Below are 16,672 nucleotides of genomic sequence, written 5' to 3' on the forward strand. Positions count from 1 at the left end.
ATATATGGAGGTTATTATATCGGACAACTTTATCCAAAAAGAGCTTGCTAAAATTATGCGATTTTCTGATGATCGTTTTATGAAGTATTTATTTAAATTCTATCCTGATTTAAGACTTTATTTATGTCAATTGTTACTTGATGATCCAACTCTTGAATATGTTGATATTCAAAATGTTGAAAGAGCAACAAAAAAATATAAAGGGAAATTCCCGATTAATGATTTTGTTGGCCGAATAAGTGAAGATTGTATTATTAATATTGAAGTACAAAATAATGGGGTCTATGAAGAAGAATATGATCGGTTCCGTGCTTATGGAATGTTTTTATTGACTGAACAGTATACAGCGGGAGATGAATATCAAAGCGTAGGAAAAGTCATTCAAATTATTATTAATACATCAGGTGGTTTAGAAACATTAAATCATTATAAGCAACATTTAGAAGTCATGGATATGAAATACAGGCAAGTGATTAAAGAGGACAAGTTAACAACAATTATTTACAATACGAAATATTTACAGGAGGAAAGAGATATGGCAAAGGAACTAAGTGAATTAGATCAATTTATGTATCTTATGCATAACAATGAATTACATAGTTATTCAAAACCATCAAAGAAATTACAACAAATTAAGGAAGCTCACGCAATGTATCTTGCTAGTGAGGCAGAAAGATTTGGCTATTACAAAGAATTAGTTGATGAAGTTTATGATAGACAAAAATTAAGTCGTGCAAAAAGAGAAGGTAGATATAATGGAAAAAAGAATGTTTTACAAAGATTATTATTGAATAAATATAAAGTGAATTTAGATAAAGAACTAGCAGAATGTACTGAACAAAGGATAGATGATATTTTAGAAGTCTATCTGAATAATGGAACTTTAGAAGAAATTAAGAGAATGATAGGGTAAGGTCTTGTATATATGAATATGATTTATGTTTTCTAACTAGGAAAAATATTGGAAAAGTCTATCATTCATATTAAAATAATAGTTGATGAGGAGGAACAATAATGGTATATCAATTAATTGCTTTAGATATGGATGGGACCTTACTTAATTCACAGTTTAAAATTACAAAGGGATGTCAAGAAGCTATTAAGGAAGCATCGGATCTTCATAAAATTGTTGCAATTTCAACAGGACGTTCTTTAACTGAAATGAGACCTTATTTGGATGATTTAAAAGATGTTCGTTACTTGATTTTAGAAAGTGGAGCAGTTGTTTATGATTTAAAAGAAGCTAAAATACTTTATCAAAAAACATTTCAACCATCAGATATTTATAAAATACATCAGGCTTACTTAAAACAAGATATGATGATTCATATATTTATGAATGGTTATTCGTATGCGACGAAAGAACATATGTATCAGATGGATAAATACCAAATGGGAAAATATCAAGAAACATTTGTTCATAATAATAGTGGGATTGAAAATGTTGATGAATTTTTACAAACACATTTATATGAAATTGAAAAAGTAAATCTTTATCATCAATCGCCTCAATTAAGAGAAAAAAGTATCACATTTTTAAATGATTTAGATGTGACCAAAGCATGTGTAGAAGTATCTTCGTTAGAATTATCACCTAAGGGTGTTCATAAAGGTGTAGGGCTTGTCCATTTATGTGAAGAACTTCAAATTCCTATTAATCAAACAATAGTAGTGGGTGATTCCCATAATGATAAAGATATTATGGAAATTGCTGGTCTTGCAGTTGCAATGGATAATGCGATTGAAGAAATTAAGGCAATTGCAGATGAAGTTGTGGCAGATTGTGATCATGATGGTGTCAAAGAAGCAATAGAAAAATATTTAATAAAAGGAGCAGATTAGATTTGCTCCTTTTAAATAATTTTCAATTTTTCAAGTTCACTTTTTAAATCATTGCCATAAGGTAAATGAATACCATTAATTCCTAATGTTTTAGCTGCATTTATATTTGCTAACATATCATCAATAAAAATCGATTCTTCTGGTAAAAGTGTATATCTTTCCAGAAGTTTTTGATAAATACGCTCATCAGGTTTAACAAGATGTTCATCTGCTGAAATAACTGCACCATCAAAGAGTTTAAAGAAATCATATCTTTGATACATTGTTAAAATTGCTTCGCTATGAAAATTAGATAGAAGGTAAAGTGAATAACCTTTATCTTTTAATTTATAAACAAGATCAACATTCTTTTGTAGAGGAACCATCATATGTGTCCAATTATTCAAAACAAATGTGATTTCATCATGATAATGAGGATGTTTTAATGTCAATGATTGAATCGCATCTTGAATCATAATATGACCTAAATCAAGATCAATCCATTCATCACTAGAAAAAATAATAGTCATTAAATCTCCCATGACAGATTCATTAAAATATTGTCTTAAATATTTTTCAGGTTGAAAATCAAGTAAAACATTACCTATATCAAATATAATATTTTTCATTTCATTGACTCCATTCTTATATATTGCATTACGTATATTCTAACATGCTGATATTGATGAATAAAGAGTTAATGTTAAAGTTAAGAAAAAAGCTGTCAATTAAGACAGCTCGATTTTATATTATCCTTTAAAGAAAGTAAAAACTTCAAAGTGTGCTTGAGGATGATCACAAGCTGGACATCTTTCAGGAGCAGTTGTTCCTTCATAGATAAATCCACAGTTATTACATTTCCATGTTACTGTTTCAGCTTTTTCAAAAACAGTTCCATTTTCTAAGTTTTCTAATAATTTTAAATATCTTGCTTCATGCATTTTTTCTGCCACAGCAATATTTCTGCAAACATTAGCGATTTCAGGGAATCCTTCTTCATCAGCAATTTTAGCAAATTCTGGATACATATCAGTCCATTCTTCATTTTCTCCAGCAGCTGCAGCTTTTAAACATTCAGCAGTTGTTCCTAACATGATTGGGAAATCTCCTTCAACATGTAAAGCTTCACCTTTTAATTCAGCGTTTAATAATTTCATTAATCTTTTTGCATGTTCTTTTTCTTGATTAGCAGTTTCTTCAAAGATATTAGCGATTTGTACATATCCTTCTTTTTTAGCAATTGAAGAATAATAAGTGTAGCGATTTCTTGCTTGAGATTCTCCAGCGAAAGCGTGTAATAAGTTGTTAGCAGTTTTAGTTCCTTTTAATGTAGGCATTTGATATGCCCTCCTTTCTATGATTTCTTTTTTAAACAATGACGACATGTCCCATGAAATAAAATTTCCGCCGAGCGTATCTGGTCGTCACAGATATCCTGTACCTTATCGATAAGAGGAGAAATAAGTGCTTCATCCAAGAATAAGTCTCGAATAGCTCCACATTCATCACAGACCATATGATAATGAGGTGTGATTCTCGCGTCAAAATGGACAACCCCATCACCAACATCCAAACGAAGAATTCGTTTTTGATCAGCAAGTAAATTAAGATTTCTATACACTGTTCCAAGGCTTATATCTGGGATGACTTTTCTAACATTCATGTAAATTGTATCTACATTCGGATGAGTTTCATCATCTTTTAAGACATCATATATTGTCTCTCTTTGTTTAGAGTATCTTAATTTTGGTTCTGCCATAACATCCCTCCTTATTAATAATGGTTACTATTATTTTATCACATTTTTTTAAAATGTCAAATATTGTATAGCACAACATAACAAAAAAGATAAAATTCCATGAATAAAACGATCTTTAAAATAACAAGCGAAAGAATAAGGGATTCCTTCAAGAATATTATCGACCTGCATTAATACAGAAAGACCTGAGAAAGACAGATAAAAACTTACAAAAGGATAAACTAAAAAATGTTGATACTGTAATAATTGAATAGAACCAGAACTAAATTCTAAAAAGCCTTGAATAATACTTAAAACAAAATGATTATGAATTAATGTTTCTAAGCTATATCCAACAAATTGAAAAACTAACATATAACCTAAAATAAAAATAAAAGCAGTTAAAGATGATGTAATACTTTGTTTTAAAGCGGAAACGAAATTCATATGCGGATTTTTTAGTTGATATATTGTTTCGCGAATATTCATCAATTGATAATCTTGTTTATACCAAAAGGCTTTACAAATACTAGGAAGAATATGACTGATATATATCATAAAGGCAATATTGATAGGAAGGTGTAAAGAAACAAAGATAAAGCTTAAAGAAGAAAAGGATGCGATAGATAAAAGATGTTGAAGTTGTTTTATATTGATATAGCCTAGTTCATAAGATTCTTTAATAATTTTAGCATTGGTTGGATATCCGCAAAAAAATGAGACAAAATATAATGATGACATATGTGGTGTTAAATGAAATAATGGTGAAAAGATAAATTGAATAAGATAACTAAATATTTCAAATAAACCTAATGATAAACATAAAGAAATTAAAATCATAAAGGGCAGTAATGATGGTAAAAGATTGGTTAAAACAATCTGAATAACATTAGTAGAGACTTTAACAATTTGAAACATATTTAAAAAAGAAAAGATAGTGGTAAATAAAACTAAGCAAAGTGTAAAATAATAGTTGGCTTTTTTCATAGTGACTCCTATAATAGAAAAGAGGTGAGAATGTGAAAGCAATACTTGTTGGTGTAGAATATGATCATATGTATTATGATCTGGATATATCTATGAATGAATTAAGAGATTTAAGTGAAGCCTGCCATATAGAAGTTAAAGATGTTGTGATTCAAAAACTTTCTTTAATTTCACCTAAATATTATATTGGTAAAGGTAAGGTTGAAGAATTGAAACACATGTTGGATGAGGATGATATTGTCATTTTTAACGAAGAATTAACACCTTTACAGGTGAAAAATTTGACAGATGCTTTAGATGTTGAAGTAACAGATCGTAGTGACTTGATTTTACGTATCTTTGAATCACGTGCTCAAACTAAAGAAGCAAAATTACAAGTAGAAATTGCTAAAAATCAATACTTATTACCAAGACTAGCAGGAATGAAAGAAGAACTCTATTCACAACAAGGAGGTTCTGGTTTTAGAGGTAGTGGTGAAAAACAAATTGAACTTGATAGGCGAATCATTCATCGTGAGTTAATTCAAGCAAAACGTGAATTAGCAGCGATTGTGAAACAAAGACAAACACAAAGACAATTGCGTATTCGTAACCAGGAAAAAGTTGTCTGTCTTGTTGGTTATACAAATAGTGGTAAGTCATCTTTGTTGAATTATTTTACGGATAAAAAAGTTTTTCAGGAAGATATGTTGTTTGCTTCTTTACAAACAGCATCAAGACAGGTAAAGCTTAAGAATCATCATCGTATCATTATGAGTGATACAGTTGGTTTTATTAATCAACTACCACATCATTTAGTACAAGCTTTTCGTTCGACTTTAGAGGAAGTGAAAGAAGCTGATTTATTAGTTCATGTGATTGATTCTTCTTCTCCATATTGTGATTTACAAATTGAAACAACATTGAATGTTTTAGAAGCATTAGGAGTTAAAGATACCCCAATGTTATTTGTTTATAATAAAGTAGATCAAGATCGTTATGCTTTTTTACAACCAAAAGAACCAGCTGTTTTTATTTCGGTAAAAGAAAAAATAAATTTAGATTTACTTGAAGATAAAATAATAGAGCTCCTCTTTAAAGACTATGAATTAATTGAATTATATATTCCTTATGATAAAGGAGAAGTTTATAGTCAAGTGAAACAAGCTTATGAAATGATTAAAGAAGAATATTTAGAAGATGGAATCTATTTATCTTTCTATATAGATCGTAAACAAATTCATAAATATCAAGATTATATTTATAAATCAATTAACTAAAAAATGCTCAAGAGAGCATTTTTAATGTTTTTTTCATATATTTGACAATACCTATATAATCCTTTGTAGCAAATAAAGTAGGATCTATACAAAATAGAGGAACCTGATGTTTTGTTTCTATTAATAATTGGGCTTCCATATGAGCAATTTGTGGGGCTAAATACAAAGCATCATAATCAAGATATTGGTCATATAATTGTTCTAAAGAAAGAGAATCAAGTTGGAAGGGAACATTTTCAAGTTCACATACTTTTTTCATTTCTTCAACAAAAGTAAAAGTTGATAATCCACCCGTACAACATAAAGCGATTTTATAGATTCTTTGATAACTGTATTTAATAAGCGTTTGATAGAATTCCAAAAAAAGATGACGACATTGATTAAGATTTGTAATAGTATAATGTAAATAAAATAACATCATTTGATCATCTTGACGATATATTTCTTCTTCAACAATATGATTATACCAAATTGTAACAATACCTTTTACTTGTGGTAAGGTAAATATAATGGATTGGAATTTATCATTTTGTTGTTGAACTTCGCAAATAACTTGATCTTTTAAATAGCTATCTTTATTTAATAAAATCCATTGAAAAAAGAAATCATGATAGACTGATAAATAAAACTCATCGAACATAAAAATCACCTTCTTATTTAATGATAAACTATTTTTGGTAAGGGGTCTACTTTTTTTAAAATAATAGTGAGCTTTAGTTTATTAAAAAAAATAATTATGGTAGAATGTAAAGGGGTGATGATATATGGAAAAAAGAATATTTGTTATATCTGATCTTCATGGACAGTTTGTATTATTGCAGTTATTGCTGCAAAAGATAAACTTTAGTGATAATGATGAATTGTATATTTTAGGGGATATTATGGATCGTGGACCAAATAGTATTGATATTTATTATTTTGTACAAGCAATGGATAATATTCATATGATTAAAGGAAATCATGAAATAATGATGCGACAATCTATGCAGGCTGCTTTGAAATATAATGATTTAGATTCAGAAAGATCGAATCCTTATCGTTTATGGAAGCAAAATGGAGCATTAAAGACAGTGAATAGTATTAGAGAATATTTGCAAAAGGATTATATTCCTTATGAGGAATATTTTGATTTAAAACAGATGTTTATTAAAGAATTGATTAGTTTTATTGATTCTTTACCAAGCTATATTGAATTAGATTTAAATGATAAACATTATGTATTGGTTCATGCGGGAGTTGATCCAGAGGTTCCTTTGGAAGAAAATAGTGAAGAAATTTTAGCATGGATAAGAGAATATTTCTATTTAAATGAAGCAAATCCTGATTATACTTATATCTTCGGTCATACTCCTTGTTGTTTTATTAATGATGATCATTCTTTTGATATTTGGTATGATCCTGATTATCATAATAAGATAGCTATTGATGGGGGATTGGCAGTTGGAAATAAAGGTCAATTAAATTGTTTATGTTTGACAAATGGTGAAGTGACAGTTATTAAGTATGAGGAGGGTCAACCCAAGTGAGAAGTGCATTTTATAATTTAATTAATTTTATTAATATGACAAATGTGCATGATGTCTATTGGGGTGCAGCAAAGCAGATATTACAAAATATTTATTTGATACCACATAGTACGATTACTGAAGTCGCTGATATGTGTTATGTTTCCACTGCAACTATTTCACGTTTGTGTCGTAAATTAAATTATGAGTCTTTTGCGGATTTTAAAAATGATGTCACAATGAATTTGAATTTCTTTAATCAAGATATCAAAAGATTATTGTTTGATCATCAATTACCAGCTAAAGAAACAATTAATGAAGGAAAAGAAGTCTTTAAAGATCATTTTCAAAATGTTATTCATAATTTACAAGATACTTATGATAATATTTGTTATGAAGATTTAATCAAGATTGTGGATAAAATATATGCTTCAAAACATATTTGTTTTGCTGGCAATTTCTTTACTCAATCAGTTTCAATGCAATTGCAAATAGAGTTATCTTATTTAGGAAAAGATTGTGTGGCAATGTATCCACTAGAACAACAAAAAGAAATCTTTAAATCTTTAGGGAAAGATGATTTGATTATTGTTTCATCAATTGCAGGAGGATTTTTTCAAGATCATCCTGATGCAATGCGAGAACTGACAAAGACAGGTGCTTATGTTATTGTGATTACACAGTTAGAAGAATTTGCATATAGTGATAAAGTGGATATGATTTTAAAGGTTGGAAATAATCATCATTCATTGATTGGTAAGTTTTCAATTACTTACATATTTGAAGTCTTGGAAGCTTTATATCATTTAAAATATGGAACAAAAAAGTAGCACTATCTTGTGCTACTTGAATTTAAAGTAATGAAATTAATTTCATTCTTAGCAAAAACTTTATATGGAAAAGATGAAGGACCACTTATACCATTAGAAACGAGGAGAGTGGCTCCTTTTTTTTCATATTGACCATGATTATAGGTCTTTGCTCCATCAATTGGAAGTAATGGTCCAAAATAAGGAATATAGATAGAGCCACCACAACTATGACCAGATATTTGTAAATCGACTGCATTTGACGCTTGTATAAAAGTATCTGGTTGATGAGCGATTCCTATTTTTATTGATTTATCACTGGCTTTTAATTGATCAGGATTAATTTCATCATTATAAGCTAGTAAAGAAAAAGATGTATCATTATAATAGATTGTTCTGACTTCATTTTTTAAAACTTCAAAACCACCATTATTTAAGATTTGAGTAACTTCTAAAGCATCAGTTTCATCTTTTTCACCTAAAATTGCAAACTTACCATATTTACAATCAATATCTTTTAATAGGTTAGAAATTTCTTTGGATTCAAAAACACCTTCATCATATAAATCTCCACCAAAGATGACCATATCAAAAGGATAATCGTTAAGTTTTTTAATAATTTTAGAAAAACGATCTAAGCTTTTTTCATTGCTTAAATGAATATCTGAAAGAAAAGCAATTTTAAAACCGTTAAGTTTTGAATTTAAATTTTTATTAACATATTCATAATTAGAGAAATGATAATCTTTTGGTAAAAGGGCGTATGTATAATAGCCACTGAATAATAAACCAAAGACGATTAATATAAGTATTAATCGTCTTAAGATTCTGAACTTTTTCATACTTTCTTATTCATAATGACAGGAATAATCATAGGATTACGTTTTGTCTTTAAATAGAAATATGGTCCTAATGTATCCCTAATTGTATTTTTGATTTCACCAAAAGTTGTTTTTCTTTTCAATAATTTAGATAATTCACGACTAATTAAAAATTCTGCTTCTCTTATCATATCTTTACTATCTTGCATATAAACAAAACCACGTGACATAATAATTGGTTTATTTAATAAGCATCCAGCTCTGGAGTCCATTGAAATAAGAACAGAAACCATTCCATCTTCACTTAATATTTGACGATCTCTTAAAACAGCTGTTGATAAACCAGTAATATCATTACCATCAACGTAGATATCATCAACATGAATACGAGGTCCAAGTCTTGCTTCACCATCTCTTAATAAAATTGAATCACCATTTGATAAAACAAAAGAATTTCCTTTCGTTAATCCAACTTCTTCAAATAATTTTGCATGGATTTTTAACATTCTATATTCACCATGGACAGGGAAGAAATATTTTGGTCTTGTCAACAATAACATTAATTTTTGTTCTTCTTGTGAAGCATGTCCAGAAGTATGAAGATTATTGATAGCTTCATTAGTTAAGACTCTCGCTCCAGCACGATACAATTTATTAACCACTTTACTAACACTACCAGCATTACCTGGAATTGGGTTAGATGAGAATAAGACTGTATCACCTGGTTTGATAGAAACCTGACGATGTGTTCCATTAGCAATTCGGCTTAATGCTGCTAAGGCTTCACCTTGACTACCAGTACATAAAATTAAGATTTCGTTATCAGGCAAACGTTTCGCTTCATCATTTTTGATAAAGAAACGATCAGGACATTTGATATAGCCAAGTTTACGTGAAACTTGAATATTGTTTTCCATTGAACGTCCAAAGACTAATATTTTACGATTGAATTTAACAGCCGCATCAATAATTTGTTGAACACGATGAACGTTAGAAGCAAATGTTGCGACGATTAAACGACCTTCGGTTTTTCTAAATTCTTCTTGAACACTATATGCAACTTGTTTTTCACTAATTGAGAAGTTTGGAACTTCAGCATTGGTTGAATCACTCATTAATAAAGTTACACCTGTTTCACCTAAGAATGACATAACTTGATAATCAGCAGGATCACCAACAGGTGTTAAATCAAATTTAAAGTCTCCTGTTGAGACAACACGTCCATTTGGTGTATTAACAACAATTCCTAAAGATTCAGGAATAGAGTGGTTTGTTTTAAAGAAACCAATATTGAAATGTTTTGTTTTAATTTGATATAAATTATTAATTTGAACAAGCTTTGTTGCTTGCGTTAAGCGTCTTTCTTCTAATTTTCTTCTAATCATAGCACAAGCTAATGGAGAAGCATAAATAAATGGAATAGAGACAACTTGTAAAAGGAAAGGAATACCACCAATATGATCTTCATGACCATGAGTAATCAATAATCCTTTAATCTTTCTTTGATTACGTTTTAAATAAGAATAATCAGGAATAACATAATCAATTCCTGGTAACCCATCTTCAGCAAATTTAACTCCGGCATCAATAATGATGATTTCATCATCATGTTCAATACAGTACATGTTTTTACCAACTTCATTTAATCCACCAAGAGCAAAAACCTTAGTATCAAGATGGTTATCTTTTTTTATATTCGGTTTTTTAGTTCTATTATTATAGGGTGTTCTTCTCTTTGGAGAAGGACGTTTTTGAGGCATATCTGCCATTTTTTTCACCTTTCTTTCTTTGTTTATATATAGTATACCACTTCGTCTTCATTTTATAATAAAATGAATGAGAATGGTAGCCCATTCTCACTTACATACTAAATAATTTTTTTACATGCTGCAATTGCAAGTGAATGTGGTCCGATATGACAAGCAATACTTAAAGAAAGTGGATCACAGATTACTTCATGATTTGGAAAGATTTCTTCAACTTGTTTTTTAAATTCAAGAGCTTGATCTTTATCATAAGTATAAGCAATCATAATACGTGTATTGCTCATATCTTCACTATCATCAATACGTTCTTTAATATCTTTAGTGATAGCGTCAATCATAATTTTACTTGCCTTTGCCATGGTACGTGTTTTTTGGAATGAATCAAGTTTTTCGCCTTGAATAGTCAAGATTGGTTTGATTTTTAATAAACCTCCTAAAGCTGCTGCCGCAGGAGTAATTCTTCCACCCTTCTTTAGATATTCTAAAGTATTAACAGTAATATAAATGCTTGCATTTAATTTATTATCCATTAAAATATCATGAATTTCTTTAGCATCTTTTCCTTGTTTAGAAAGTGCTAAAGCATCAAGTACATCCCATTTTTGAGTTACTGAGATACGTTGTGAATCAACAACATAGACTTTTTCTTTATATTCATCTTCTTGAGCTAGCATTAAAGCTGTTTGACATGAACCACTTAAACCACTAGACATAGGAATATGAACAATTTGATCGTATTCTTTTAAAATATTATCAAAAAACTTAGTGACTTCACCAGCGGCTGGTTGAGAAGTAAAAACTTCAGCGCCAGTCATTAATTTATCATAGAACTCATCTTGAGTGAGATTGATATCTTCTTCAAATTCTTGACCATTGATAGTAAAAGGCATTGGTAAAACAAAAATACCAAGTTCATTTGCTTCTTTTTGGGTAATACCACTATTACTATCCGTCATTATCGCGACTTTCATGAGATTCCTCCTTAATTATTGTATGTAAATTGACATTACTATTTTATCTTATTTATAAAATATTGCAACCTTTTTATAGTTGGGGATAATAATATTTATATTTCTTTCTATATTATAGAGTTTTTTCTTAAAAGATTTCAATTATTGAGAAGAATTTGAGGTTGACTTGTTAAAAATAAACAATAAACTATATCTTATAGAAAAGAGGGATAAAATGAGTGACGCTATTAATAAGATGATTGATAAGTATACAAATGTAGGTATGAATATTATTGATGCACTTTTTATTTTTATTATAGGATGGTATGGAACAAAGATTTTATTACATATTATAACGAAGATGATGAAAAAATCGAATGTTGATCCAATTGTTATTAACTTTGTAAAATCAATAGTAAATGTTGGTTTAAAGATTATTGTTGTGATTACTGTGATTGGACAATTGGGTGTATCAGTGACTTCATTAGTCGCCGTTTTAACTACGGCTGGAGCAGCCATTGTTTTAGGTTTACAAGATTCAATGAAGGGTGTTGTTTCTGGAATTATTATTTTATTTGCTAAACCATTTGTTAAAGGTGATACGATTGAAGTAGGCAACTATGTGGGAAAGATTCAAGAGATTCAGTTGTTATATACAATTTTAATGACATTTGATAATAAGATGGTTGTTATTCCAAATAATGAATTAGCTTCATCAACCTTTGTGAATTATTCACACGAAGATATTCGTCGCGTAGATATGAGTATGGATGTGCATTATGATAGTGATGTTGAATTAGCTAAAAAGATTATTTTAAAAGTGATTGAAGAACATCCTTATGCGTTAAAAGAACCTATTCCTTATGTTCGTGTAAGTGAATATAAAGATCATGCGATTACGATAGGATTACGAGTTTGGACAAAGACAGAAAACTATTATGATTTAAAAGATGATCTTTTAGAACAAATTAAATATGCATTCGACAAAGAAGGCGTTCAAATTCCATATCAACAGTTCGATATTCATGTCCATCACACAAATAATTCATAAAAAATAAAGAAATTGAATAGATTTTTAATGTATATACAACAAAAAGAATTTCTAATTTGACTGAATATTTGTATACAAGTTACGTTTAAAGTTATGAAATTTTAGGGAAAATCGAAAAAAGCATAATTTATCGTTTGAAAAAAATAAAAAATGTAAAAAAACTCTAGAATTGTATTGAATAGTGTGATATGATAGATGCACATAAGTTAACGACGACTCAAATGTTAACTATGGTTTTATCTAATGAGGAGGAGAAAATTGGTATGAAAGGAAATTGGGTAAAAAAGGTTGCAGCTTCTATGATGTGCCTTGCTATGGTAACTGGTTGTGGATCAAACGGTTCATCAGGCAGCAAAGAAATTAGTGTAAACCTAACAGCTGAACCACCTGAAATGAATTCTATTTTAACAACTTCATCTGGTTCTATGAACGTATTGAGACACTGTGTTGAGGGGTTAGTTGTTTTAGATGCAAAAGATGAAGCACAACCTGGTATGGCTGAAAGTTGGGATGTTTCGCCAGACAAAAAAACTTACACTTTCCATTTAAGAAAAGGACAAAAATGGAGTAATGGTGAAGAAGTAACAGCAAAAGATTTCGTCTTTGCATGGAATAAACACTTCACTAAAAAGAGTGGTGCTGCTTATGCATCAACTTGGATGACAAAAATTGCAGGAGCAGAAGATGTATTTAACGCAAAAGATGATGCTGCATTGAAAAAAGCATTAGCTAATGCAGGATGGAAAGCAAAAGATGATTATACTTTTGAAGTAACATTCACTGGACCTTTCCAATATGCAGTTGTATTGATGGCATTCCCATCATTCTTCCCAGTAAATGAAAAAGCATTCAATGATGCTGGAGCTGCAAAAGATATTAAGAAATATGGTACTTCTGAAAAAACAATGGCTTATAATGGGCCTTACAAAATTACTTCATGGACTCATGAAGATAGCTTAGTATTAGAAAAGAACCAAGATTATTGGAATAAAGATGCTATTAAATTAGACAAGATCACTATGAAAATGATTGGTAACATGACTACTGCTGTTAATGAATTTAACAATGGTACAATTGATATGATTGATTTAGATGGTGAAAATGCTAAGACACTTAAAAAAGACGGTAAAAACGTACAAGCATTTGATGATGGTGGAGTTTGGTATTTAGAATTCAACTCTCAAGCTAAAAACTTAGGTTTAAACAATGCGAAAGTTCGTAAAGGTATCACTTTAGCTATCAATGCAAAAGCTATGGCTGAAAGTATTTTACAAAATGCTTCACCAGTTGCTACAACAATGACACCTGCAGCTGTTGCTAATGGTGAATTCAAAAAGACTGTTGGTGATTTATTAACTCGTGATGGTGACTATGCTAAAGCAAAAGCAATGTTAGAAGAAGGATTAAAAGAAGAAGGATTAACTCTTGCTAAATTCACTCCAACATTACTTTGTGATGACACTAGCTCAGCTAAGAAACAAGCAGAATTCTTACAAGCTCAATTTAAAGATAACTTAGGTGTTAAACTTGAAGTTAAACAAGTTACTTATAAGAGCAGATTAGACTTAATGGATAAAGGTCAATTTGATATCGTATTCGCTGGATGGTCAGCAGACTACAACGATCCAATGACTTACTTAGATATGTGGATGACTGGAAATGGTAATAACCATGGTAAATGGTCTAACGCTGAATATGATGCATTAATTAACAAAGCATCTTCATTAGCTGATAAAGATCAATACTATGCTACATTGAAAAAAGCTGAACAAATTTTAGCTGATGAATGTCCAATTGGTGTTGTATTTGACAGACAAAAAGATTTTATCACTACTGATAAATTAAAAGGTGTTGTTAGAACAGCATTCCAAGATATGAACTTCAACTATGCTTATATCGAAGAATAATTACAATTGAATATTTACAAAAATTAAATAAAAAGAATGGGCTATATGATATAGTACATATAGTCCTTCTTATTTTTAATGTGAAGAAAAATGTCAAGAAAGGTGTGAAATTATGGCAAAGTATATTATTAAAAGACTTTTTTATGCTTTCCTCACTATTTTAGTATTACTAGCATTGACATTTGTAATGATGCATATGTTGCCTGGAGATCCGTTTAGTACAGGTAAGGCAATGGATGAAGGTACAAAACAAGCTTTAAGAGCTTATTATGGTTTGGATAAACCTTTATTAGAGCAATTCATTATTTATGTAAGAAATGCTATGGTAGGTGATTTAGGTCAATCTATTAAATATAGTAGACCTGTTATGCAAATTATCATGGAATCATTCCCTGTATCTTTCCAATTAGGGATGCTTTCATTAATCTTTGCAGTTATCGCTGGTGTCGCTTTAGGAGCAGTTGCTGCTATTCGTAGAGGGAGAGCTGCTGATACAGTTGCTATGACTCTATCTGTTATTGGAGTTTCTATTCCAAGTTTCATTGTTGCAGCATTACTTCAATACTTCTGTGCATTGAAATTGAATCAGCTGACCGGCACGCAGATCTTTGCCGTTACAGGTTGGGGTAATTTTAATCAAATGATATTACCTGCTTTAGCGCTAAGCTTTAGTTCGCTAGCAACTGTTTCTCGTTTAATGCGTACAAGTATGCTTGATGTTTTGAGTTCTGATTATATCAAAACAGCCAAAGCTAAGGGATTGTCTGAAAAGGCAATTTTATGGAAACATGCAATTCGTAATGCTATTATGCCAGTTGTTACAGTTTTAGGTCCAATTGCGGCTGCTGTTTTAACTGGTGGATTCGTTGTTGAAAATGTATTTAGTATTCCTGGTATGGGAAAATTCTTCGTTTTAGCTATTAAGGAAAATGATTATACGTTGATTGCAGGTACAACATTATTCTATGGAGCATTTTTAATTCTTGCTGTCTTAGTTGTTGATATCTTGTATGGTATTATTGACCCACGTATTAAATTAGCAAGTGAAAAGGAGTGATAATAGGATGAAAAATAAAGAAAATAAAAACGTTCAAGAACCTATTGTAGAAGAAGTTCTATCTCCTGATTGTGATATTGATCCATCTGAATTTGAATGGGTAGGTCAAGATGCAAGTCGTATGCAATCTATTACAAGACCAAGTATTAGTTTCTGGAAGGATGCATTTGGACGTATTAAACGTGATAAGGTTGCAATTACTTTTAGTATTATTTTATTAGTTATGTGTTTGATGGCTATTCTTGTGCCAATTATTTCACCACATACATTGATAAAATGGATTTAGCACATAAACATGTTGGAATGTTTTATAACACAGGTTCTAATTTCTATATCTTTGGTACTGATTATTTAGGTAGAGATATGTTTGTTAGAATTTGGGATGGTGCTCGTATTTCATTATTTATTGCCTTTATGGCAGTTATTATCAATGTTATTATTGGTGTTATCTATGGTGGTATCTCAGGATATTTTGGTGGATTCATTGATAATATCATGATGCGTATTGCTGAAATTGTTAATGGTATTCCTTACTTATTAATCGTTATTATCTTAATGATTGTTATGAAGCCTGGAGTAAGTACAATTATCATTGCCCTTGCAATGGTTGGATGGGTTGGTACAGCTCGTCTTGTGCGTGGTGAAGTTATTCGATTAAAAGAACAGGAATTTGTTATTTCTGCACAAAGTATGGGAGCTTCTCCTACACGTATTATTGGAAAGCATTTAATTCCAAATATTTTATCAATCGTTATTGTTAACTTAACATTGGCAATTCCAAATGCTATCTTTACTGAAGCATTCTTGTCATTCATTGGTCTTGGGGTACAAGTACCACAAGCTTCTTGGGGGACACTTGCTAATGAAGGAATTCAATTCTTTGTTCAATATCCTTTGGAATTAATTCTTCCTGCGTTCTTTATCAGTATTACAATGTTGAGTTTTAACTTATTAGGTGATAAGCTAAGAGATGCTTTTGATCCTAAGTTAAGGAGGTAAAA

General features: G+C 30.1%; 18 protein-coding genes. 10 read left to right on the forward strand and 8 right to left on the reverse strand.

Annotation, left to right across the window (positions count from 1 at the left end; genetic code table 11):
- Positions 1 to 4: 4 nt before the first annotated feature.
- Positions 5 to 913: a PD-(D/E)XK nuclease family transposase gene (locus EDD60_RS07825; protein WP_066445826.1), complete on the forward strand. Its 909-nt coding sequence runs from the start codon at positions 5 to 7 to the stop codon at positions 911 to 913.
- Between the two features lie 101 nt (positions 914 to 1,014).
- On the forward strand, positions 1,015 to 1,842 hold the full coding sequence (locus EDD60_RS07830) for a Cof-type HAD-IIB family hydrolase (protein WP_066445823.1): 828 nt from the start codon (positions 1,015 to 1,017) through the stop codon (positions 1,840 to 1,842).
- Between the two features lie 11 nt (positions 1,843 to 1,853).
- On the opposite strand, the gene EDD60_RS07835 is transcribed toward EDD60_RS07830, so the two are convergent.
- From EDD60_RS07835 to EDD60_RS07850, 4 genes are all read right to left on the reverse strand, one after another.
- Complete coding sequence (locus tag EDD60_RS07835) at positions 1,854 to 2,450, reverse strand: HAD family hydrolase (RefSeq protein ID WP_066445815.1); 597 nt, start codon at positions 2,448 to 2,450, stop codon at positions 1,854 to 1,856.
- A 120-nt stretch (positions 2,451 to 2,570) separates the two neighbouring features.
- Entirely contained in the window at positions 2,571 to 3,158 is a 588-nt protein-coding gene (gene rbr / locus EDD60_RS07840) for a rubrerythrin (protein ID WP_066445812.1), read from the reverse strand.
- Positions 3,159 to 3,175: 17 nt separating this feature from the next.
- Positions 3,176 to 3,580: a Fur family transcriptional regulator gene (locus EDD60_RS07845; protein ID WP_066445809.1), complete on the reverse strand. Its 405-nt coding sequence runs from the start codon at positions 3,578 to 3,580 to the stop codon at positions 3,176 to 3,178.
- Positions 3,581 to 3,628: 48 nt separating this feature from the next.
- Positions 3,629 to 4,546, reverse strand: coding sequence for a hypothetical protein (locus EDD60_RS07850; protein WP_066445807.1), 918 nt, complete (start codon positions 4,544 to 4,546; stop codon positions 3,629 to 3,631).
- A gap of 32 nt (positions 4,547 to 4,578) precedes the next feature.
- Here EDD60_RS07850 and hflX point away from each other — a divergent pair, with 32 nt between their 5' ends.
- A complete protein-coding gene (hflX, locus tag EDD60_RS07855) occupies positions 4,579 to 5,805 on the forward strand; it encodes a GTPase HflX (protein WP_066445805.1) in 1,227 nt (408 codons plus the stop codon).
- A gap of 7 nt (positions 5,806 to 5,812) precedes the next feature.
- On the opposite strand, the gene EDD60_RS07860 is transcribed toward hflX, so the two are convergent.
- Positions 5,813 to 6,445 (reverse strand): PTS sugar transporter subunit IIB, encoded by a 633-nt coding sequence (locus tag EDD60_RS07860; RefSeq protein WP_066445802.1) that lies wholly within the window; start codon positions 6,443 to 6,445, stop codon positions 5,813 to 5,815.
- A 124-nt stretch (positions 6,446 to 6,569) separates the two neighbouring features.
- On the opposite strand from EDD60_RS07860, the gene EDD60_RS07865 reads away from it, so the two are divergent.
- Both EDD60_RS07865 and EDD60_RS07870 read left to right on the forward strand, forming a co-directional pair.
- Positions 6,570 to 7,331, forward strand: coding sequence for a metallophosphoesterase (locus EDD60_RS07865; protein ID WP_066445800.1), 762 nt, complete (start codon positions 6,570 to 6,572; stop codon positions 7,329 to 7,331).
- Positions 7,328 to 8,140: a MurR/RpiR family transcriptional regulator gene (locus EDD60_RS07870; RefSeq protein WP_066445798.1), complete on the forward strand. Its 813-nt coding sequence runs from the start codon at positions 7,328 to 7,330 to the stop codon at positions 8,138 to 8,140. The genes EDD60_RS07865 and EDD60_RS07870 overlap by 4 nt, the downstream gene beginning before the upstream one ends.
- Positions 8,141 to 8,142: 2 nt before the next feature.
- Here EDD60_RS07870 and EDD60_RS07875 read toward each other — a convergent pair whose 3' ends face one another.
- The 3 genes from EDD60_RS07875 to EDD60_RS07885 form a co-directional block, all read right to left on the reverse strand.
- Positions 8,143 to 8,961: a metallophosphoesterase gene (locus EDD60_RS07875; RefSeq protein WP_132226352.1), complete on the reverse strand. Its 819-nt coding sequence runs from the start codon at positions 8,959 to 8,961 to the stop codon at positions 8,143 to 8,145.
- The gene (gene rnjA, locus EDD60_RS07880; RefSeq protein ID WP_102135697.1) at positions 8,958 to 10,709 is read right to left on the reverse strand and encodes a ribonuclease J1; all 1,752 of its coding nucleotides are present in this window, start codon (positions 10,707 to 10,709) and stop codon (positions 8,958 to 8,960) included. Before rnjA ends, EDD60_RS07875 begins: the two co-directional genes overlap by 4 nt.
- A 98-nt stretch (positions 10,710 to 10,807) precedes the next feature.
- Positions 10,808 to 11,677: a DegV family protein gene (locus EDD60_RS07885; protein WP_132226353.1), complete on the reverse strand. Its 870-nt coding sequence runs from the start codon at positions 11,675 to 11,677 to the stop codon at positions 10,808 to 10,810.
- Positions 11,678 to 11,891: 214 nt separating this feature from the next.
- Between EDD60_RS07885 and EDD60_RS07890 the strand changes: the two genes are divergently transcribed.
- The 5 genes from EDD60_RS07890 (at position 11,892) to EDD60_RS07905 (ending at position 16,670) form a co-directional block, all read left to right on the forward strand.
- Positions 11,892 to 12,707, forward strand: a complete 816-nt coding sequence (locus EDD60_RS07890) for a mechanosensitive ion channel family protein (protein WP_066445790.1) — start codon at positions 11,892 to 11,894, stop codon at positions 12,705 to 12,707.
- Positions 12,708 to 12,970: 263 nt separating this feature from the next.
- The gene (locus EDD60_RS07895) at positions 12,971 to 14,614 is read left to right on the forward strand and encodes a peptide ABC transporter substrate-binding protein (RefSeq protein ID WP_132226356.1); all 1,644 of its coding nucleotides are present in this window, start codon (positions 12,971 to 12,973) and stop codon (positions 14,612 to 14,614) included.
- 112 nt (positions 14,615 to 14,726) lie between these two features.
- Positions 14,727 to 15,671: an ABC transporter permease gene (locus EDD60_RS07900; protein ID WP_066445784.1), complete on the forward strand. Its 945-nt coding sequence runs from the start codon at positions 14,727 to 14,729 to the stop codon at positions 15,669 to 15,671.
- Positions 15,672 to 15,678: 7 nt separating this feature from the next.
- Positions 15,679 to 15,957 (forward strand): hypothetical protein, encoded by a 279-nt coding sequence (locus EDD60_RS16440; protein ID WP_243646655.1) that lies wholly within the window; start codon positions 15,679 to 15,681, stop codon positions 15,955 to 15,957.
- Positions 15,948 to 16,670: an ABC transporter permease gene (locus EDD60_RS07905; protein WP_243646656.1), complete on the forward strand. Its 723-nt coding sequence runs from the start codon at positions 15,948 to 15,950 to the stop codon at positions 16,668 to 16,670. Before EDD60_RS16440 ends, EDD60_RS07905 begins: the two co-directional genes overlap by 10 nt.
- Positions 16,671 to 16,672 lie beyond the last annotated feature (2 nt).

Origin of the sequence: Longibaculum muris (genome assembly GCF_004343035.1) — a bacterium.
GTDB classification, from domain to species: Bacteria; Bacillota_I; Bacilli_A; order Erysipelotrichales; family Coprobacillaceae; genus Longibaculum; species Longibaculum muris.